The 19755-nt window shown below is 66.1% G+C and carries 20 protein-coding genes and 1 riboswitch; of the genes, 10 read left to right on the top strand and 10 right to left on the bottom strand.

From position 1 onward, the window contains the following. Positions 1-90 precede the first annotated feature (90 nt). Positions 91-825 carry an SET domain-containing protein gene (locus tag RPPS3_RS19755; protein ID WP_107345584.1) on the top strand — a complete coding sequence of 245 codons (735 nt, stop codon included), beginning with the start codon at positions 91-93 and terminating at the stop codon, positions 823-825. 117 nt (positions 826-942) lie between these two features. Here RPPS3_RS19755 and RPPS3_RS19750 read toward each other — a convergent pair whose 3' ends face one another. Next, positions 943-1341 carry a hypothetical protein gene (locus RPPS3_RS19750; protein WP_107345583.1) on the bottom strand — a complete coding sequence of 133 codons (399 nt, stop codon included), beginning with the start codon at positions 1339-1341 and terminating at the stop codon, positions 943-945. Between the two features lie 150 nt (positions 1342-1491). On the opposite strand from RPPS3_RS19750, the gene RPPS3_RS19745 reads away from it, so the two are divergent. Both RPPS3_RS19745 and RPPS3_RS19740 read left to right on the top strand, forming a co-directional pair. After that, positions 1492-2313: a helix-turn-helix domain-containing protein gene (locus tag RPPS3_RS19745; RefSeq protein ID WP_107345582.1), complete on the top strand. Its 822-nt coding sequence runs from the start codon at positions 1492-1494 to the stop codon at positions 2311-2313. Positions 2314-2385: 72 nt separating this feature from the next. Then, positions 2386-3051 carry a DsbA family oxidoreductase gene (locus tag RPPS3_RS19740; RefSeq protein WP_107346692.1) on the top strand — a complete coding sequence of 222 codons (666 nt, stop codon included), beginning with the start codon at positions 2386-2388 and terminating at the stop codon, positions 3049-3051. Here the strand turns inward: RPPS3_RS19740 and RPPS3_RS19735 are convergent, their stop codons facing one another. Next, on the bottom strand, positions 3052-4206 hold the full coding sequence (locus RPPS3_RS19735; RefSeq protein ID WP_107345581.1) for a GNAT family N-acetyltransferase: 1155 nt from the start codon (positions 4204-4206) through the stop codon (positions 3052-3054). Positions 4207-4435: 229 nt separating this feature from the next. Between RPPS3_RS19735 and RPPS3_RS19730 the strand changes: the two genes are divergently transcribed. Further along, positions 4436-5890, top strand: coding sequence for a caspase family protein (locus RPPS3_RS19730; RefSeq protein WP_107345580.1), 1455 nt, complete (start codon positions 4436-4438; stop codon positions 5888-5890). 56 nt (positions 5891-5946) lie between these two features. On the opposite strand, the gene RPPS3_RS19725 is transcribed toward RPPS3_RS19730, so the two are convergent. Then, complete coding sequence (locus RPPS3_RS19725) at positions 5947-6408, bottom strand: PaaI family thioesterase (RefSeq protein ID WP_107345579.1); 462 nt, start codon at positions 6406-6408, stop codon at positions 5947-5949. A 128-nt stretch (positions 6409-6536) separates the two neighbouring features. On the opposite strand from RPPS3_RS19725, the gene RPPS3_RS19720 reads away from it, so the two are divergent. The 3 genes from RPPS3_RS19720 to RPPS3_RS19710 all read left to right on the top strand — a co-directional run bounded on the left by RPPS3_RS19720 (position 6537) and on the right by RPPS3_RS19710 (position 7810). Beyond that, on the top strand, positions 6537-6665 hold the full coding sequence (locus RPPS3_RS19720) for a peptidylprolyl isomerase (protein WP_107345578.1): 129 nt from the start codon (positions 6537-6539) through the stop codon (positions 6663-6665). A gap of 40 nt (positions 6666-6705) precedes the next feature. Then, positions 6706-6972 (top strand): hypothetical protein, encoded by a 267-nt coding sequence (locus RPPS3_RS19715; RefSeq protein WP_107345577.1) that lies wholly within the window; start codon positions 6706-6708, stop codon positions 6970-6972. Between the two features lie 160 nt (positions 6973-7132). Next, on the top strand, positions 7133-7810 hold the full coding sequence (locus tag RPPS3_RS19710; RefSeq protein WP_107345576.1) for a Crp/Fnr family transcriptional regulator: 678 nt from the start codon (positions 7133-7135) through the stop codon (positions 7808-7810). A gap of 70 nt (positions 7811-7880) precedes the next feature. On the opposite strand, the gene RPPS3_RS24675 is transcribed toward RPPS3_RS19710, so the two are convergent. The 3 genes from RPPS3_RS24675 to RPPS3_RS24670 form a co-directional block, all read right to left on the bottom strand. After that, positions 7881-8021: a hypothetical protein gene (locus RPPS3_RS24675; protein ID WP_164571537.1), complete on the bottom strand. Its 141-nt coding sequence runs from the start codon at positions 8019-8021 to the stop codon at positions 7881-7883. 293 nt (positions 8022-8314) lie between these two features. Beyond that, on the bottom strand, positions 8315-8701 hold the full coding sequence (locus tag RPPS3_RS19705; RefSeq protein WP_107345575.1) for a hypothetical protein: 387 nt from the start codon (positions 8699-8701) through the stop codon (positions 8315-8317). Positions 8702-9090: 389 nt separating this feature from the next. Then, the gene (locus tag RPPS3_RS24670) at positions 9091-9237 is read right to left on the bottom strand and encodes a hypothetical protein (protein ID WP_199852240.1); all 147 of its coding nucleotides are present in this window, start codon (positions 9235-9237) and stop codon (positions 9091-9093) included. Between the two features lie 293 nt (positions 9238-9530). Between RPPS3_RS24670 and RPPS3_RS19700 the strand changes: the two genes are divergently transcribed. Beyond that, a complete protein-coding gene (locus RPPS3_RS19700) occupies positions 9531-9719 on the top strand; it encodes a hypothetical protein (RefSeq protein ID WP_107345574.1) in 189 nt (62 codons plus the stop codon). 17 nt (positions 9720-9736) lie between these two features. Here the strand turns inward: RPPS3_RS19700 and RPPS3_RS19695 are convergent, their stop codons facing one another. Beyond that, positions 9737-9994: a hypothetical protein gene (locus RPPS3_RS19695; protein ID WP_107345573.1), complete on the bottom strand. Its 258-nt coding sequence runs from the start codon at positions 9992-9994 to the stop codon at positions 9737-9739. A gap of 488 nt (positions 9995-10482) precedes the next feature. On the opposite strand from RPPS3_RS19695, the gene recA reads away from it, so the two are divergent. Then, positions 10483-11574 carry a recombinase RecA gene (gene recA / locus RPPS3_RS19690; RefSeq protein ID WP_107345572.1) on the top strand — a complete coding sequence of 364 codons (1092 nt, stop codon included), beginning with the start codon at positions 10483-10485 and terminating at the stop codon, positions 11572-11574. A 431-nt stretch (positions 11575-12005) separates the two neighbouring features. On the opposite strand, the gene gcvP is transcribed toward recA, so the two are convergent. The 3 genes from gcvP to gcvT all read right to left on the bottom strand — a co-directional run bounded on the left by gcvP (position 12006) and on the right by gcvT (position 16618). After that, positions 12006-14912 carry an aminomethyl-transferring glycine dehydrogenase gene (gene gcvP, locus RPPS3_RS19685; RefSeq protein ID WP_107345571.1) on the bottom strand — a complete coding sequence of 969 codons (2907 nt, stop codon included), beginning with the start codon at positions 14910-14912 and terminating at the stop codon, positions 12006-12008. A gap of 182 nt (positions 14913-15094) precedes the next feature. Beyond that, a complete protein-coding gene (gene gcvH, locus RPPS3_RS19680) occupies positions 15095-15460 on the bottom strand; it encodes a glycine cleavage system protein GcvH (protein ID WP_013501273.1) in 366 nt (121 codons plus the stop codon). A 9-nt stretch (positions 15461-15469) separates the two neighbouring features. Next, positions 15470-16618: a glycine cleavage system aminomethyltransferase GcvT gene (gene gcvT / locus RPPS3_RS19675; RefSeq protein ID WP_107345570.1), complete on the bottom strand. Its 1149-nt coding sequence runs from the start codon at positions 16616-16618 to the stop codon at positions 15470-15472. A 133-nt stretch (positions 16619-16751) separates the two neighbouring features. Continuing rightward, positions 16752-16856, bottom strand: a riboswitch (glycine riboswitch). A gap of 228 nt (positions 16857-17084) precedes the next feature. Here gcvT and alaS point away from each other — a divergent pair. Next, complete coding sequence (gene alaS, locus RPPS3_RS19670) at positions 17085-19754, top strand: alanine--tRNA ligase (protein WP_107345569.1); 2670 nt, start codon at positions 17085-17087, stop codon at positions 19752-19754. Position 19755: the final 1 nt, after the last annotated feature.

The raw sequence follows: 19755 nt of genomic DNA, 5'->3' as shown, positions 1-19755 counted from the left end.
TTCCGCTCAGGTACTGCCCTTTGCGGCGGAATCGCTCTAGAACGGCGCCTTCGTGTGTCCGTCCTTTAGCCGCGTTCGAATCGAAGAACCATGCCGCTGTTGTCGAATGACCATTACCGCGTCGGCCGCTCCAAAACCGGGCTCGGCCTGTTCGCCGTCAAGCCGATCAAGAAGGGCGCCAAGATCATCCGGTATTTCGGGCCGCTGCTCGACGCGCACAACAAAAAGCACGACGGCATCGAAAACAAATACCTGTTCGAGTTGAACAAGCGCTGGACCATCGACGGCTCGGTGCGCAAGAACGTCGCGCGCTACATCAACCACGCCTGCAAGCCGAACGCTGAGTCCGACGTCAATCCGCGCAAGAAGCGCGTGATCATCCGCGCCATCAAGAACATCGAGCCGGGCGAAGAGATCAACTACGATTACGGCACCGATTACTTCAAAGCCTATCTGAAGCCGATCGGCTGCAAGTGCGTCTCCTGCGAGAAGAAGCGCAAGAAGAAGGCTGCCGAAGCCCGTGCCGAGAAAGCCAAGCTGAAGCTGAAGGCCGAGCGCAAGGCGCAAGCCGAAGCCGAGAAGGCCGCCCGCAAGGCCGCGAAGGCGGCCGGCAAGGCCAAGCCGGAAAAGCCGTCGAAGCCGGAGAAGGTCGCCAAGTCGAAGGCGCCGAAAGCGGTGAAGGCAAAAGCGACGGCGACGACGAAGGGCGCCGGCAAGGCACCGAAGACGAAGGTCGTGACGGCAAAGGCCGGCAAGACCAAAGCGGCGAAGCCGGCCAAGACCACGTCTCGCAAGGCGACCACCGGCAAGTCCAAGGCAGCCTGATTGTAGTCGCGGCCTCTCCAATCGTCATTGCGAGCGAAGCGAAGCAATCCAGCTCCGTGCACTGAGTTCCTGGATTGCTTCGTCGCTACGCTCCTCGCAATGACGGAGAAGCGGTGCTTATGCAGCGACCGCTGCGCCGCTCCGCTTCAACCCGATGAATTGCAGCTCGGCGAAGATCCCGACCGCCGTCGCCTGCATCAGCACGAAAGCAATGCCGAGCGCGTTCGGTGCGACTGCGCCGCCGAGCAGCAGTGCGACGCTCGCGAGCGTCCATAGTGCGTTCCCGCCGATCACGATCAGCACCAGCGCCCGTGGCAGCACGCTGCGGGTACCGAGCCAGCCGACCAGGGCGGCGTAGCCGATCAGGAACAGTCCCGTCTCCAGCAGCAGCGGCTGCGGCAGGGCGAGCAGGCGCGAGAGTGGGCCGGCCGCCAAGCTCAGCAGCAACGCCATCGCGCCGCTGACCACAGCGTCGGCCTGCAGGGCGCGGCGGAGCAGCGTGGACGGATGGGTCATAGAGGATTGGATCATGGAACATCTCCTTCGGTTGCAGCGATGCCCCGAAGGATGCCGAGATGCGCGACGCAATTCGATTACCTGGCAGGTCAGAAACGCTTTACCTCGGAGGTCATGGATGCTGTGCGGTGTGCGTGCTAGCGTTCGCGCATGAACACCAACGTGTCTTCGATCAATGCCGCCGCCGGCGCGCAGCCGGTCCGGATCGGCGATTACTTGCGGCAGTGGCGGCAGCGCCGCCGGCTCAGTCAGCTTGATCTCGCGCTCGACGCAGAAATATCCGCGCGGCATCTGTCGTTCGTCGAGACGGGACGCGCCTCGCCGTCGCGCGAGATGGTGCTGCGGCTCGCCGAGCGGCTCGACGTTCCGCTCCGTGAGCGCAACGTGCTGCTCGTCGCGGCGGGCTTCGCACCGGCGTTCCCGCAGCGCTCGCTGGATGACCCGGCGCTCGCCTCGGTGCGGGCTGCGGTCGATCAGGTGCTTGCCGCGCACGAGCCGAACCCGGCGCTGGCGGTCGATAGGCACTGGAACCTGGTGTCGGCCAACCGCATGGTCGCGCCGATGCTCGACGGCGTTGCGCCGCATCTGCTTGCGCCGCCGCTCAACGTGCTGCGGCTGTCGTTTCATCCCGAAGGTTTGGCGGCACGCACCGCCAATCTGGGCGAGTGGTGCGCGCATCTGCTGGAGCGACTACATCGGCAGTGCGAGACCAGCGCCGATCCGAAGCTGATCGCGCTGTACGAAGAACTGAAGACCTATCCGGTGCCGGCGCGCGCCGCACCGATCGCAGCGGATGCGGTCGCGGTGCCGTTTCGCCTGCAGCTCGGCGACGAGGTGCTGAGCTTCATCTCCACCACCATGGTGTTCGGCACGCCGATCGACGTCACCCTGTCGGAAATCGCGATCGAGACATTCTTTCCGGCCGATGCGATCACGGGGACGCGATTGCGCGAACTGGCCGCGCGGCTCTGATCCGCCTTGTCCGGCGTTGCCTGCGCCCCATCTGTGTGGGACTGTGCCGGCAACGACAACGAGGAGGCGCCGATGAGCACGCTGAAGCCGCTAACGATCGACGTGGTGTCCGATGTGGTCTGCCCCTGGTGCTACATCGGCAAGAAGCGGATCGAGCAGGCGATCGCGCTGGCGCCGGAGGTGCCGGTCGAGCTGATCTACCGGCCGTTCTTCCTCAATCCCTGGGTGCCGCGCGAGGGCATCAGCCGCGACGAGTATCTGACCAAGAAGTTCGGATCGCCGGAGCGCTACAAGGAAATCGCCGGCCGCATCGCCGAGACCGCCGCGCAAGAGGGACTGGAATATCACCCCGAGCGCGTGCAGCGGCAGCCGAACACGATCGATTGCCATCGCCTGATTCACTGGGCGAGCGCGGTCGGCCACGGGCCGGCGATGAAGCAGCGGCTGATGGAATTGTACTTCCGCGACGGTGGTGATCTCACCGATCCTGAGGTGCTGGTGCAGGCGGCGGCCGAATGCGGCCTCGATGCCGCCGACATCCGCGCCCGGCTCGCCACCGATCAGGACGTCGAGGAAGTCTCGGCGCAGGCGCAGGAAGCCGCCGACAAGGGAATCTCCGGCGTGCCGACCTACGTGTTCATGCACCAATACGCGGTGTCCGGCGCGCAGGAACCGGCGCTGATCGCCCGTGCCATCCGTAAGCTGTCGGCGGAGCTGAACGCGGAAGCCGCGGAGTAATCAGCGCTTCAACAGCCGCTTGGCGAAGTGCCGCAGCCGGTCGCGCGCCGACAGCGTAGCAACGATCGGCGCGAACAGAGGATCGCGTTTGCGCAGCGGCAACACCAGGTCGCCGACCGCGAACCGGCCGCGCCAGATCGGATCGATCATCGGATGCTGGGCGCTGGCAGTGGAGTCGGCAAAGCGGATGTCCGGATCGGCGCAGAGATGCCGGGTCAGCGCCAGTGTCAGCAGCACGCCGGGCGAACAGCGGGCGAAGCTCTCGTCGATGCCGAGCTTGAAGAAATAAGCGCGGTCGGCGTGGCGCAGCACGATGCCGGCTGCGATCGGCGTTGTGCCGGCGGACAGGGTGATCACCTCGCATTGGCCGCGCGAGGCCAGCGCGATCGCGGCGCTGCGCAGCCGGGCCGCAAGCTCCGGCTGCCGCTTCAGCGAGCTGCCGCGGCGGCCTTTCCAACCGCTGTCTTCCAGCGCCAGAAAAATGTCGAACGCCCGCGCTGCCTCGTCGGCAGTTTTGGCCACGGTAAAGCGCACCTCGCCGTGCTCGCCAAGACGACGCTCGAGACGGCGCAGGTTCTTCAGCTTCTTGGTATCGAGGTCCTGGCGCAGCAGGGCTTCGCCGTCGCGGCTGGCGTCGAGGCCGGCGCGGGTCCAGCCGTTGATCAGGCGCGGACTGAGCCCTTCGGTGGCGAGCACGCGCGTGAACGCCGCCATCGCTTCGCCTTCGCGGGCGACGTCGCGTAGCACCAGGGCGCGGGCGCCGGCAGCGCGCGCCTGCGCCATCATCTTGGCGGCGGCGTCATCGGCTGCATCGCGGTCAAGCAGCGGCGTATCGAGCGAGCGGAACGGATCGGCGGACACCAGCGCCGGCAGCGGCAGACGGAACGCGCGCCAGCACGAGATCACCGGCAGGACGCCGATCAGCCGGCCGGCGGAATCCTGCGCGGTCAGTGCGCGCGGGACCGCGTCGTCACCATTCGCTGCAATCACCCATTCTGGCAGGTAGTAACCGTTCGGCTCGATCACCCGGGTCGCCAGATCGCACCAGGCTGCCTTGTCGATCGCGGCGACCTCGGGCAGCGCGCCGGGAGCGGCGGTCGTTGGCGCGACGGCGCGGCGATGCACGAACGGCGTGGTGGGGAACGTCTCGGCCAAAGCTCTCGGTCCTGAATTGTCAAAGCGCGTCCGAAGCAAGCCCCGGCGCGACGGCCAGGAGACTAACCGCCGACTCCCAACATCACCTTGGTTCCACGAGGCAATTTGCCGACAATGTTAACCGCAGCTTTCCTCGCACGCCGCCTTTCGGCGTCGAATTGCCACGTCGCCTGAACCCGCTCTCGCCGGGCGGCGACCAAGAGCGGTCATTGGTCGGCAAGGAGACGCCATGCGACGCGCGATGCTGAAGGCCGCGGCGACCGCCGCCAGCCTGCTGTGCGGAGTGGCTGTTGCGGCCGCGGAAAGCCGGGTCGCGCTGGTGATCGGGCAATCGGCCTATCGGGCGGTGCCGGCGCTGCCCAATCCGGTGAACGACGCCAAGGCGATCGCCGCGTTGCTCGGCGAGGCCGGCTTCGAGGTCACCGAGGCGTCCGATCTCGGCCAGACCGAGCTTCGCGCCAAGGTCGGCGACTTCGCCGCCACGGTCGCGGCGAAAGGGCCGGAGACCGTTGCGCTGGTGTTCTATGCCGGTCACGGTATCCAGGTGGACGGCGAGAACTATCTGATCCCGGTCGACGTCGATCCGAAACGCGAGGCCGACATTCCGCTGCAGGCGGTGCGGCTCGACGACGTGCTCAACACGCTCGGCTCCGTGCCGAGCAAGAGCCGGATCATCATGCTCGATGCCTGCCGCAACAATCCGTTTCCGAGCATCAATAAGACGACAGGGCAGGGGCTGGCGCTGGTCGATACCAAGTCCGGCGCGCCCGGCACGCTATTGTCGTACTCGACCTCGCCCGGCGCCGAAGCCGAGGATGGGGGCGGCGCCAACAGCCCTTACACCACCGCGCTGCTCAAAGCGGGGCGCGAGAACGGGCTGAAGATCGAAGACACCCTCAAGCGGGTGCGGCTCGCAGTGCATCAGGCAACCGAAGGCCGCCAGACGCCGTGGGAGAGCTCGTCGCTGGTCGACGACTTCCAGTTCTTCGCCGCATCGGCCGCCGCGCCAACCGACACCGCGGCGCCGAAGCCGCGCACGGTCGAGGAGTGGCGCGCCTTCCTGAAGGGCAAGCCGGTGGATCAGGCCAACATGTTGATCGTGTCCGACGGTTCGGCCGACGCCTATGAAGCGTTTGTCGGGCTCTACGCCGAGCCGCCGTTTGCACCGGAGGCCAAGCGCTGGCTCGACCGCCATCGCCGGATGAAGGCCTGGAGCCGGGCCGTGCTCATCAACACCGGATCGGCCTATTCGGCGTTCCTGACCGAATATCCCGACAGCGACCTCACCGCGACCGCGCGCAAGCTCGCCGAGCGGCTGCGCAATCGCCCCGACAACGCGGTGGTGGTGCCGGCCGCGCTCGCGACGCCGGTGGTTGCCGCCGTGGCGCCGACCTGTCCGTGCGGGCCGAGCGCTCCGGTGCTGCAGCAGAAGGCTGAGCCCAAGAAGACCGATGTGAAGAAGACCAAGAGCCGGGCCGAGCGCGACGATCCGCCCAAACGCAGCGGCAAGGCCTCGCGGACCCGGGTCTATGTCGAGGACGAAGACGACGGCGTGGTGCGGCGGCCGCCGATCTACGATCCGCCGCCGGGGCCGGTGATTCAGTTCGGCGGCGGTTTCCGCGGCGGCTACGGCGGTGCGTATCGCGGCGGCGGCCAGACCGGACCGAGCCGCGGCCGCTATTGAACGCGGCAACTGGACGGCTGTCGGCGCGGCGCCTGTGAAGCCGCCGCCCGGGCCGCTCACAGCATCGCAAATGCGCTCGACACCATCGCCACCGGCTTGCCGTCGGAGGCGCCGAGCAGCGTGACCCGTCCAAAGCTCATGGTGCGGCCGAGCCTGACCAGGCGGGCGTCGGCGATGACGTCGGTCGAGGCGACGGCTTTCAGGAAATGGGTGGTCTGATCGACCGTGGTCATCGGCCGGAAGCCGCGGTTGCCGGCGCAGACCGCAAACACCATCGCGGTGTCGGCCAGCGCCATCAGGGCCTGGCCGCAGACCACGCCGCCGCTGCGACATAGCCGCTCGGAAAACGCCATCCGCAAAGTTGCGCCGGGCTGCCAGTCAGCCGGGCCGCCGGACGGCGGATCGAGCTCGAGGGTTTCGATCGACAGGCCGAGCTCCAGCACCCAGGGCGCGAACGCCTCCTGCAGCATCTGCCGCGCCTCCTGAAGGCCGAACTCCGCCGCCTGCTGCTCTGCCATGCGTCTCTCCCTGACTCGTTGATTATCCGCATGTTTCGCGGCGTTTCGCAGCATCCCATCCGATTCGGGACGGCTTGAAAACGACACGGTCGATCCCTTAAGTTCGGCGGCATCCGAAAGGGGACACGATGGTCAGACGAGTTGCGTTGGTGGTCGGCCTGGTGGTGACGGCGATCGTGCTGAACGGTTGCACCAAATGCGGTCCGATCTGGGAAGATTGGCAATCGCCGAAATCCTGCCGGTCGGATCATCTGTAGCGCTGCGGCCGGGCACGGCTCGCGCGAAAGGGAGTTTGCGATGAAGATTCTGCACGGCGTTGCCGTCCTGGCCCTGCTGACGGGGCCGGCTTTGGCGCAGGGTGAGGGCCCGCACGTCAATCTGGTGCCGGAGATCGAGCACAAGTCCCCGGAAGAGAAGGCCCAAGACGCGGTGCGGCAGAAGGCCTACCAGGAATCGCTGCGTAAGATTCCGGATGCGCAGGCGCCGAACGATCCGTGGGGTGGCGTCCGCGGCGCCGAGGCGACCCAGCCCAAGGCCAAGCGCAAGACTCACCAGAGCAATTAAGCTCGTCTAACGGCCACTGCTGCGGCGATAGGCAGGTGGTCAAAACGGCACAGATTTTTTCTGCGATTTGAGGATGATGCGCGGACGGAACCCCGGCGTACGCAACTCGTTGCGCGGCCGGATCCGACTAACTCATTCGTTTTCGTTCGCAGGATATCACGTGACGTCGCGCGAGGTGCCGTTCGATCCAAAGGTCTTTCTTCGCAGTGCAGGTACGGGACGCGCCGTTCTGCAATTTCGCGCCGGCCAGACCATTTTCACGCAGGACGAAGCCGCCGACTGCGTGATGTACATCCAGCAAGGCCGCATCAAGCTGTCGGTGATGTCGGAGCAGGGCAAGGGCGCGGTGGTCGCCATCCTGCAGCCCGGACAATTCTTCGGCGAAAGCGGTCTGCTCGATCATCGCCGCCGTGCGACCGCGATTGCGCTGGAAGACTGTACCCTCACCAGCATCACCAACGCGTCGATGATGGCGACGCTGCAGCGTGAGCCGGCGATGTGCGAGCTGTTCACCCGGCACCTGGTGGCGCGCAATTCACGGGTCGAAGACGATCTAATCGATCAGCTGTTCAACAACAGCGAGAAGCGCCTGGCGCGGCTGCTGCTGCTGCTTGCGGACCCGGCCGAGGCGTCGCGGCCGGTGCCGATCGAGATCAGCCAGGAGACGCTGGCGGAGATGATCGGGACGACCCGGTCACGCGTCAGCTTCTTCATGAACAAGTTTCGCAAGGCCGGCTTCATCGACTACAACGGCCGGATCGAGGTGCATCCCACCTTGCGCAATGCGGTGCTGCCGGACCGGCCCCGCGCGGTCGAGCCCGCCCGAAAGCCCGAATAGCTATCGCAATTGATGGATGGAGTGCGGCGGACCTCGTCCGTCTGGGGCCGGCGCGCTGTCGCGGCGCCGGCTATTTCTTCTTGTCGCCGAGCAGGCTGCCGGTGCGGCGATCGACGAAATGCATCTGCGCGCACGCCGGGCAATGCACCAGCTCGAACGTGGTCTGTGCCGAGCTTCCGGGGTCTTCCTGCAGCCAAGCCTGGACCTTCATCCCGGTCCGGGGACACTGATAGAGCACATGCGACATTGGAAGGCCGGTTCCGCCTTTAGTTCTAGGAGAACGACTTGCCGGGTGCGGCCGTCCATGCGCTTGATCTAGATCAATTAGCGTATGATTTTACCGTTAAATTGCGACTGAATCGCATGCAAGCTTAATCCGGTTAATACTGCCGGTAATCGATGCGGGCGTTCACAACCGAATCGTCAAGCCGCTGATCCTGAACGCAAAAGGCCGCCAGCGTCGGACGCTGGCGGCCTGTGCTGGTTTGCTCAACCCTCGCGCGATTACTTGCGGGCGCAGCTCACCTCGATGCGCACCGAGCTGGCGCCGCAGCGCGCGGTCATGATGCCGTTCTCGATCGTGATGTTGTCGCTGAACCGCGCCGAGCCGTTGCCGACGCACAGCGCCGAGACCAGCGCCTCGTCGGCACCGCAGGCGGTGGGGCAGCCGTTGGCCGGGCAGCTGGTCGAGGTCAGGGTGCGGACGCTGGAGATCGAGGCGCCGTCCTTGCCGGCAGGGCCGGCAGGTCCCGCCGGGCCGGCGGGGCCTTGCGGACCGGCTTCGCCTTGCGGTCCGCGCGAGCCTTCGCCGCAGCCCGCCAGGGCGATCGCCGCGCCCGTCAGCGCGATCAGCGTGCCGATCCGAAATCTGTCCATGGCCTGCCGGCGCATTCCTGTCTCCTTGTCGGTAAGGGCCGGTGCCCAAGCAGCACGCGGCGATGACGAGCCTGATTGATACAAGGCGGGCGCTGTCCTGCGCACCCGCGGCGCGAGCCTAGAGCATGTCGGGTTCCGAATGAAACGGAACCTGCGCGGCACTCGCAATGATCAGAGGAGCGACGATAGGGAGGGGCAACCTGTCTGGCGCTGCGACGGGACGAGCGCCGTCACTGACCCACCAAAAACTGTACCCGCAAAAAACAAGGAGCCCCGAACGAGGCCGTGTTCGGGGCTCCGGTCACGGTCGAAACTCCCCACCTCTAGAAAGCTCGGCAATGACGGCCGCAGGCTAGCGGCGGCCGCTCGGCATTGCCTATGCGTAAAATCAAATACCGTTGGCGTTACGAACCGCCATGCCCATGATGGGCATGATGCTGGGTGAGCTGCGCGATCAATTGCTTCAGCACCCGGCGGCGGTCTTCGTCGGTCGTCTCCGACAGCAGTCGGCGATACAATTTCAGGTTTTCGTCGCGGAGAAATTTATCCAAGACGCTCTCCTGTTCGTTTGCTCCCATAGGACGCGGCGGCCATCGCAGCGCGCGCGCCCGTCAGTCACGTCTCCTGTCGAAGCGGATGGCACCCTCAGGCTAGTACGAGCGAAAATGCCTGTCGATCCGAAATGCTGTCCGCCAGTTCCAGGGGGAGCGGTCGGCGCTGTCAGGAAAACCCTGATCTGCCGATACCGCCGCTGCGGCCGATTGCCCTCAGCCGAAGGAATGGATGGTGGAGCGGGGCGGCTGCGGTAAAGCTGGCGCGCGGTCATTGCACGGGACGATGGAAGATGAGTTTTTGGTACGTGGTCGACGCCGTCGCGGTCGGAATCATCCTGCCCTGGATCGTCGCGACCTATCGGCTGCTCGAAGCCTTCAAGCGCGGCACCGGCGCGGGCCTGACCAAATGGGCGATCTACGCCGCGGTCTGCGTGCCGGCGATGCTGCTGGTGATGTGGGGCATCCAGAACCTGCGCTGAGCCTTCCGGCGCAGCGTTCACAGCCGCTCAGTGCCGCCGCCATACACCGCCGCCGCGGTGCCGCCATTGCGGATCCGCCGCGCCTCGGTCATCGCCCGCTGCACTCCGAGATCGGCGGAGTCGCTGGAGAAGGTGATCAGCCGGTTGCAGTTCGGGCACTGGGTCTGAAACCCCTCCCGCATGTTCTTGATCTTCTCCCGGAACGTCACGCGGCAGCGGCCGCACAGCACCCGCACTTTGTCCGGGATCTTCGGAGTGGCAAGAAGGCTATCCATCCTGTCAGTTGTGGCGAAGCCGGGTTGAGAAAGGATGAAGGCGCGGCACGGGACGCCGGTTCGCGCCGCGGGACGCGAGCTGATTTGAATAGGAGGCTCGACCAAGCTTCAAGCGCGAGCTAATCGCTTGCTGATGTTATTCGGCCGGCAGAAAACGCCCGCGACTTGCTGCTTAGCAGGCGGCCGTCCCGACCTGGTTAGTTTAGCTACACTGTAGCTTGGCGTTTCTGTTCGATGCCGTCGTGGACTCGCTCTGCTGGCTAATCGGCCCTGGCTCGCCTCCCGACCGCACGTCGTCAGGATTGGGCGATTGCATTCCAACTCCAGCTTCTACCGAGTTCCGAAATTGTGCCGCTGGTCCTCGTGAAAGCTCCGGATTCCGACAAGAACATATTGCGAACTGAGAACAAATGGGGTACGTTGATTTTGCCGGCTGAGCCCGGCGCCTGTTTGTCCAGTTGGCGAATCCGTCCATAAGGAGCACGTTGATGGCTGCCCCCACCGCATTGCGTATCGTCGAAGGTTCTTCCATGGACAAATCCAAGGCGCTCTCCGCCGCGCTGTCCCAGATCGAACGTCAGTTCGGTAAGGGCTCGGTGATGAAGCTCGGCAAGAACGACCGCGCGATGGAAATCGAGACGATTTCCTCCGGGTCGCTCGGGCTCGACATCGCGCTCGGCGTCGGCGGCCTGCCGAAGGGCCGGATCGTCGAAATCTACGGGCCGGAATCGTCGGGCAAGACCACGCTGGCGCTGCATTGCGTCGCCGAAGCCCAGAAGAAGGGCGGCATCTGCGCCTTCATCGACGCCGAACACGCGCTCGACCCGGTCTATGCCCGCAAGCTCGGCGTCAATGTCGACGACCTGCTGATCTCGCAGCCCGACCATGGTGAGCAGGCGCTGGAAATCGCCGACACGCTGGTGCGCTCCGGCGCGATCGACGTGCTGATCGTCGACTCCGTGGCGGCGCTGGTGCCGCGCGCCGAACTCGAAGGCGAAATGGGCGACGCACTGCCCGGCCTGCAGGCCCGCCTGATGAGCCAGGCGCTGCGCAAGCTGACCGCGTCGATCAACAAGTCCAACACCATGGTGATCTTCATCAACCAGATCCGGATGAAGATCGGCGTGATGTACGGTTCGCCGGAAACCACCACCGGCGGCAACGCGCTGAAGTTCTACGCCTCGGTCCGCCTCGACATCCGCCGCATCGGCGCGATCAAGGAGCGCGACGAGGTGATCGGCAACCAGACCCGCGTCAAGGTGGTGAAGAACAAGCTGGCGCCGCCGTTCAAGCAGGTCGAATTCGACATCATGTATGGCGAGGGCGTCTCCAAGATGGGCGAGATCCTCGACCTCGGCGTCAAGGCCGGCATCGTCGAGAAGTCCGGCGCCTGGTTCTCCTATGACAGCCAGCGGCTCGGCCAGGGACGTGAGAACGCCAAGTCGTTCCTGCGCTCCAACCCGGACATGACCGCCAAGATCGAAGCGGCGATCCGCCAGAACTCCGGCCTGATCGCCGAACAGATCCTCGCCGGCTCGCCCGAACGCGACGCCGACGGCGAAGAGCCGATCGAGGAGTGAGATGGCTCGCGGCCGGCTGATGCCTGTCGCATGATTTCAGGTCGGCGAGCGGTATGCCGGCCTGGAGCCGATCTTTTCTGAAGCCGACTTTTTTAAGACGGCGAGTGCTGCGACCCCCTGTTGCCGGGGATCCCGCGGCGCTCGCCGCATTCGTTTGGGGAACGGCTTGATCTCTGCTCGGGACTGAAGAGGCTGTGTCGAAGCGCTGTTCTCAAACAGACGTCATGCGCGGCCCTAACCCGCCTGCGCGGCCGTAGCCGCTCCGGCGCGTCGAAGGCCCACGCATCATCGCGCGCAGCGCGCACAACCGAGGCAATTGCGAAAAGGATGGATCGCCGGGTCGAGCCCGGCGATGACGTTGTTCTTCGTGGCCGAGGCTGCCTCGGGCCGAGGCTGCCGGCCTCTCAATGCCGGCGAGCCAGCGGCGGCAGCTACTCCGCGGCCCGCGCGTAGTCCGCCGCCAGTGCGTAGTCCTCGACCGGCGGGCACGAGCAGATCAGGTTGCGGTCGCCGTAGACGTTGTCGACGCGGCCGACCGGGCTCCAATATTTGTCGGTGCGCGAGTTCGGCGCCGGGAAGCAGCCTTCGGTGCGCGGATAGGGCCGGGTCCACTCGGCGCTGGTGACGTCGTGCGCGGTGTGCGGCGCGTGGCGCAGCGGTGACTGTTCGATCTTGTAGCGGCCGTCCTCGACCTGCGCGATCTCGCGGCGGATCGCGATCATGGCGTCGCAGAACCGGTCGATCTCGGCCTTCGATTCCGACTCGGTCGGCTCGATCATCAGCGTGCCGGGCACCGGGAAGCTCATGGTCGGGGCGTGGAAGCCGTAGTCGATCAGCCGCTTGGCGATGTCGTCGACGGTGACGCCGGTGGTGGTCTTCAGCGCACGCGGATCGACGATGCACTCGTGCGCGACCCGGCCGCGGGCGTTGCGATACAGCACCGGGAAATGCGGCTGCAGCCGCGCCGCAATGTAATTGGCGTTGAGGATCGCGATCTCGGTGGCCCGCTTCAGGCCGGCCGCCCCCATCATCAGGATGTAGATGTAGGAGATCGTCAGGATCGAGGCGGAGCCCCACGGCGCCGCCGACACCGTACCGCCGCCATGCAGGCCGCCGTTCAGCGGTTCGCCTTCGGCCGGATGGCCCGGCAGGAACGGCGCCAGATGCGCGCGCACGCCGATCGGGCCCATGCCCGGACCGCCGCCGCCATGCGGGATGCAGAAGGTCTTGTGCAGATTGAGATGGCTGACGTCGGCGCCGTAATCGCCGGGGCGGGCGAGGCCGACCTGCGCGTTCAAATTGGCGCCGTCCAGATAAACCTGACCGCCATGGGCGTGGACGATGTCGCAGATGTCGCGGATGTGCTCTTCGAACACGCCGTGGGTCGACGGATAGGTGATCATCACCGCGGCGAGATTCGCCGAATGCGCCTCGGCCTTGGCGCGCAGGTCATCGACGTCGACGTCGCCATGGGCGTCGCAGCCGACCACCACCACGTCCATGCCGGCCATCGCGGCGGAGGCCGGGTTGGTGCCGTGCGCCGACGACGGGATCAGGCAGACTTTGCGGTGCGGCTCGCCGCGCGACAGATGATAGCCGCGGATCGCCAGCAGGCCGGCATATTCGCCCTGCGCGCCGGAATTCGGCTGCAGCGACACCGCATCATAGCCGGTGATCTCGGCGAGCCAGGTTTCCAGCCTGGCGAACAGCACGTGATAGCCGGCGGCCTGCGCCTTCGGCACGAACGGATGCAGGCTGCCGAATTCGGGCCAGGTCAGCGGCATCATTTCGGTGGTGGCGTTCAGCTTCATGGTGCAGGAGCCGAGCGGAATCATCGCGCGGTCGAGCGCCAGATCGCGGTCGGACAGCTTGCGCATATAGCGTAGCAGTTCGGTTTCCGAACGATAGTCCTGGAATGCCGGCTGGGTCAGGTAATCGCTGGTCCGCTTCAGCGCCGCCGGCAGCGCGGTGCTGAGCGCGTCGCCGGCGTCGCGTTCCACAGTGGCGTAGTCGAGCGATCCACCGAAGGCGCGCCACAGCGCTTCGACGATCGCCGGCGTGGTGGTCTCGTCGAGCGAGATGCCGAGCGAAGACGCATTGATCCGCAGGTTGATCTTTTCGGCCTCCGCGCGCGCCACGATGGCGTCGCGGCGATCGCCGACTTCGATCGTCAGCGTGTCGAAGTAGGTGCCGTGGGTCGGCGTCAGGCCGAGCTGCTGCAGGCCGGCCGCCAGCACGGCCGTGCGCCGGTGGACGCGGCGCGCGATCGCGGCGAGGCCGTCGGGGCCGTGATACACCGCGTACATCGCATTGATCACAGCCAGCAGCACCTGCGCGGTGCAGATGTTGGAGGTCGCCTTTTCGCGGCGGATGTGCTGCTCGCGGGTTTGCAGCGCCAGCCGATAGGCCGGCTGGCCATGGCTGTCGATCGACAGCCCGACGATGCGGCCGGGCAGGCTGCGCTTCAGGCTGTCGCGCACCGCCATGAACGCGGCGTGCGGCCCGCCATACCCCATCGGCACGCCAAAGCGCTGCGCCGAGCCGATCGCGATATCGGCGCCGAGTTCTCCGGGCGGGGTGATCAGCGTCAGCGCGAGCAGGTCAGCGGAGACCACGGCCAGCGCGCCTTTCTTGCGTAGTGCCGCGATCACCGCGCGCGGATCGCGCAAGGCGCCCGACGATCCGGGATATTGCAGCAGAGCGCCGAACACGTCGGCGCTTTCCAGCTCGGTCTCCGGATTGCCGACGATGATGCGCCAGCCGAGCGGCTCGGCGCGGGTGCGTAGCACCGCGATGGTCTGCGGATGGGTATCGGCATCGACGAAGAATGCCTTGGCGTTCTTGGCTGCGGCGCGCTCGGCCAGCGCCATCGCTTCCGCCGCTGCGGTGCCTTCGTCGAGCAGCGACGCGTTGGCGACGTCGAGCCCGGTGAGGTCGCAGATCATAGTCTGGAAGTTGAACAGCGCTTCCAGCCGGCCCTGGCTGATCTCGGGCTGATACGGCGTATAGGCCGTGTACCAAGCCGGATTTTCCAGAATATTGCGCTGGATCACGGTCGGCAGGATCGTGCCGTAATAGCCTTGGCCGATCAGCGAGGTGAAGACTTGGTTCTGCGCGGCGAGTTCGCTCATATGCGCCAGCGCTTCACTCTCGGTCAGCGGCGCGCCGAGCTTCAGCGGCTCGCGATGCCGGATCGCATAAGGCAGCGTCTCGGCGACGAGTTGCTCCAGGCTGCCGGCGCCGGCGGTCGCCAGCATCGCCGCGATGTCCTGCGGCGAGGGCCCGATATGCCGACGCACGAAGTCGTTGGCGGCGTCGATCGGTCGGCGATGCGGCATGCTCTGGTCCTCGTCAAATGCAACGGCCCGCTAAGGCAGGTTGCTCGGAAATCTCAGGCGTCTCAATCTCAGCGTCGCCATTGCGAGGAGCGAAGCGACGAAGCAATCCAGAGACACAGCGCGCTGGAATTGGAATGCTTCGCTTCGCTCGCAATGACGAATTCAGGCGAACGGACGGTCCGTCAGGCCGTGTGGGCCTTGTAGGCCGCTTCGTCCATCAGGCCGTCGAGCTCGCTCTTGTCGGCGATCTTCAGTTTGAAGAACCACGCGGCGCCGCCGGCGTCGGAATTCACCAGGCCGGGCTCGGTGCCGAGCGTCTCGTTGACTTCGAGTACTTCGCCGGTGATCGGCGCGTAGACGTCGGAGGCTGCCTTCACCGACTCGACCACGGCGGCGGCTTCAGCCTTCTTCACGGCGCGGCCGACTTTCGGCAGCTCGACAAACACCACGTCGCCGAGCTGTTCCTGGGCGTAGTCGGTGATGCCGATCGTGGCGACGTCGCCCTCGATCTTCAGCCATTCATGATCGGGGGTGTAGAGCGTGGTCATGACAAGTCCTCAGCGCTTGTAGGTATTCGGAACGAACGGCATGGCCGCGACGCGCAGCGGCAGACGCTGGCCGCGCACTTCGGCGAAAACGACGGTGTCGCGCACAGCCAGCGCGGCCGGCAGATAGCCCATCGCCACCGGCGCGTTCAGGCTCGGCCCGAAGCCGCCGGAGGTGACCGTGCCGACCGGCTCGGTCGAATCGTCGCTGGCGAATAGCGGTGCATTCTCGCGGACCGGGGCGCGGCCCTCGGGCCGCAGTCCAACGCGCAGCCGCGCGGTGCCGCCATCGAGCTGGCTGAGAATCGCCGAGGCGCCGGGGAAGCCGCCAGAACGGGCGCCGCCGCTGCGGCGACTCTTCTGGATCGACCAGCTCAGCGCAGCTTCGACCGGCGTGGTGGTGGTGTCGATGTCGTGGCCGTAGAGGCAGAGGCCCGCTTCCAGCCGCAGGCTGTCGCGGGCGCCGAGGCCGATCGGCAGCACGTCGGGGTTGTCGAGCAGCGCGGTCGCAAGCCGTTCGGCGCCGTCCGCCGGCACCGAAATCTCGAAGCCGTCTTCGCCGGTGTAGCCGGAGCGCGAGACGATGCAGGCAAGGCCGTCGAGGCTGAGCTCGGCGACATCCATGAACTTCATCGTGGTGACGTCTGCACAGAATTTCGCCAGCGCGGCTTCAGCCTTCGGGCCCTGCAGCGCGATCAGCGCGCGATCGGTGGGGGCAGTGATGTCGCAGGCATCCGACAGATGCGCGCGCAGGTGGGCCTCGTCCTCGGCCTTGCAGGCGGCGTTGACCACCAGAAACAGCCGGTCGCCGAGATTGGTGACCATCAGGTCGTCGAGAATCCCGCCGGATTCATTGGTGAACTGCGCGTAGCGCTGTCGCCCGGGCGGCAACGCCACGATGTCCTGCGGGATTAGCGCTTCGAGCGCGCGGGCGGCGTCTTCGAGCTTGCCGGACTTCGCCCGCAGCTCGATCTGGCCCATATGCGAAACGTCGAAAAGCCCTGCGGCAGTGCGGGTGTGCAGATGTTCTTTCAGCACGCCAAGCGGGTATTGCACCGGCATGTCGTAGCCGGCGAAGGGCACCATCTTGCCGCCGCGGGCCAGGTGCAGCGCGTAGAGCGGCGTGCGTTTCAAGGATTGGGTGTCGTCACCCGCCAGCATATCCAGGCTCCCAAGGTTCCCGAGACCGATTTCTCGTCACCGTTCGAGCCCCATCTGTCGCTGTGCCTGAGAGCATTATCCCGTCGGCGGACCCGTCCCGGGATCACCCGGCAGGGTCTCTTTCCAGATGTCAGTCGGCCGCGCGGTCCGTTTGCCTGAGAGTTTCCGGGGCGGTTGCTCCTTCGGCGCCGGCCCCCTTCACTGAAGGATTGGGCCGATCTCTCCCGACGCGACTTAGTCTTAGGTAGGTAGGACACAAACACGGCTTCAACAAGGCTGTCAACGCGGCTCGGCGAGCTATCAACGGGTCTTCGTAAACGCCCGTGGAAGTGGGCCTCCCGGCTGGCAAACAACTGGATCTATGCCCACTTTCTAGACAGCGCGCGCCCCCGCGTCTAAAAGGCATGACACCGGAAGAGGTGGGTTCGGCGGGCGTTTCGCGGGCATTCCGGGTGATTGGACGAACATGAGCGGCGTTAACGAAATTCGGTCTACGTTTCTGAACTACTTCGCCAAGAACGGCCACGAGATCGTGTCGTCGTCGCCGCTGGTGCCGCGCAACGACCCGACCTTGATGTTCACCAATGCCGGCATGGTGCAGTTCAAGAACGTGTTCACCGGGCTGGAGAAGCGCTCCTATCAGCGCGCCACCACCTCGCAGAAATGCGTGCGCGCCGGCGGCAAGCACAACGACCTCGACAACGTCGGCTACACCGCGCGGCATCTCACCTTCTTCGAAATGCTCGGCAACTTCTCGTTCGGCGATTACTTCAAGGAACGCGCGATCGAGCTCGCCTGGAATCTGATCACCCGCGACTTCGGCCTGAAGAAGGACAAGTTGCTGGTCACCGTCTATCACACCGACGACGAGGCGGCCGGCTACTGGAAGAAGATCGCCGGCTTCTCCGACGACCGCATCATCCGCATTCCGACCAGCGACAACTTCTGGGCGATGGGCGACACCGGTCCGTGCGGCCCGTGCTCGGAAATCTTCATCGACCGCGGCGAGCACATCTTCGGCGGCCCGCCCGGCTCGCCGGACGAGGACGGCGACCGATTCCTGGAATTCTGGAATCTGGTGTTCATGCAGTACGACCAGGTGACGAAGGACGAGCGCGTGGCGTTGCCGCGTCCGTCGATCGACACCGGCATGGGCCTGGAGCGGATGGCCTCCATCCTCCAGGGCGTCGACAGCGTGTTCGACACCGATCTGTTCCGCAGCCTGATCGACGCCACCGCGTCGGCGCTCGGCCGCGGTCCGACCGAGCAGGACGCCGCGTCGTTCCGCGTCATCGCCGATCACCTGCGTTCGTCGTCGTTCCTGATCGCCGACGGCGTGCTGCCGTCGAACGAAGGCCGCGGCTACGTGCTGCGCCGGATCATGCGCCGCGCGATGCGTCACGCGCAGCTGCTCGGCGCCAGCGAGCCGCTGATGTGGCGGTTGGTGTGGGCGCTGGTGCGCGAGATGGGCCAGGCCTATCCGGAGCTGGTGCGCGCCGAGGCGATGATCGAAGAGACGATGCGGCTGGAAGAGACCCGCTTCCGCAAGACGCTCGATCGCGGCCTCGCGATCCTCGACGAAAAGAGCGCCGGCCTGAAGAAGGGCGACATGTTCGACGGCGAGACCGCGTTCACGCTGTACGACACCTACGGCTTCCCGCTCGACCTCACGCAGGACGCGCTGCGCAACCGCGGCATCAATGTCGATATCGCCTCGTTCACCGACGCGATGGATCGGCAGCGTGCCAAGGCCCGCGCCTCGTGGGCGGGCTCGGGCGAAGCTGCGACTGAAGCGGTGTGGTTCTCGCTGCGCGAGAAGCTCGGCGCCACTGAGTTCCTCGGCTACGACACCGAGACCGCCGAAGGTGTGGTCACCGCGCTGGTCAAGGACGGCGCTGAAGTCGACGCGCTGAAGGCCGGCGAGAGCGGTGCGATCATTGTCAACCAGACGCCATTCTACGCCGAGTCCGGCGGTCAGGTCGGTGACACCGGCGTACTCACTGCCGATGGCGTGCGCTTCGTCGTCACCGACACGATGAAGAAGGCCGGTGATCTGTTCGTGCATCTCGGCACGGTGGAGCAGGGCAGCATCAAGCTTGGCGACGCGCTGGCGCTCGACGTCGATCACGCCCGCCGCTCGGCGATCCGCGCCAATCACTCGGCGACGCATCTGCTGCACGAGGCGCTGCGCCAGGTGCTCGGCGATCACATCGCGCAGAAGGGTTCGCTGGTCGCGCCCGACCGGCTGCGTTTCGACTTCGTGCATCAGAAGCCGATCACGCAGGATGAGCTGCGCAAGGTCGAGGACATCGCCAACGACATCGTGCTGGAAAACGACGAGGTCGTGACCCGGCTGATGGCGGTCGACGACGCCCGCGAAGCCGGCGCCCGCGCGCTGTTCGGCGAGAAGTACGGCGACGAAGTCCGCGTGGTCTCGATGGGCAAGGCGGCGCGCGATCACGGCTCCAACGTGTTCGGCTGGTCGGTCGAACTGTGCGGCGGCACCCACGTCAAGCGCACCGGTGATATCGGCCTGGTGTCGATCACCGCCGAAAGCGCGGTTGCGGCCGGCGTCCGCCGCATCGAGGCGCTGACCGGGCGCGCGGCGCGGCACAACGCCAATGCGGCGATCACCACCGCGAAGCTCGCGGCCTCCGAACTGCGGACCACGCTGGACGACATGCCGGCGCGTATCACCGCGCTGATGGACGAGCGCAAGAAGCTCGAGCGCGAACTCTCCGAGGCGCGCAAGAAGCTGGCGATGGGCGGCAGCGCGGCCGGCGACGGTGCCGCCTCCGACGTCCGTGACATCGGCGGCATCAAGCTGATGGCGCGCGCGGTCGAAGGCATCGAAATCAAGGACCTCAAGGGCTTGGTCGACCAGGGCAAGAAGCAGATCGGCTCCGGCGTGATCGCGCTGGTGGCGACCAGCGAAGACGGCAAGGGCTCGATCGTGGTCGGCGTCACGCCCGACCTGGTGTCGCGGTTCTCGGCAGTCGATCTGGTCCGCAAGGCGTCCGAAGTGCTCGGCGGCAAGGGCGGCGGCGGCAAGCCCGACATGGCGCAGGCCGGCGGTCCCGACGGCTCCAAGGCCGGCGCCGCGCTGGAAGCGATCGCGGCCGCCATCGGCGGCTGAG

The organism is Rhodopseudomonas palustris, assembly GCF_003031265.1.
GTDB classification, from domain to species: domain Bacteria; phylum Pseudomonadota; class Alphaproteobacteria; order Rhizobiales; family Xanthobacteraceae; genus Rhodopseudomonas; species Rhodopseudomonas palustris_H.
The sequence above is the reverse complement of the archived record's forward strand: the minus strand, read 5'-3'. Positions and strand labels throughout refer to the sequence as shown.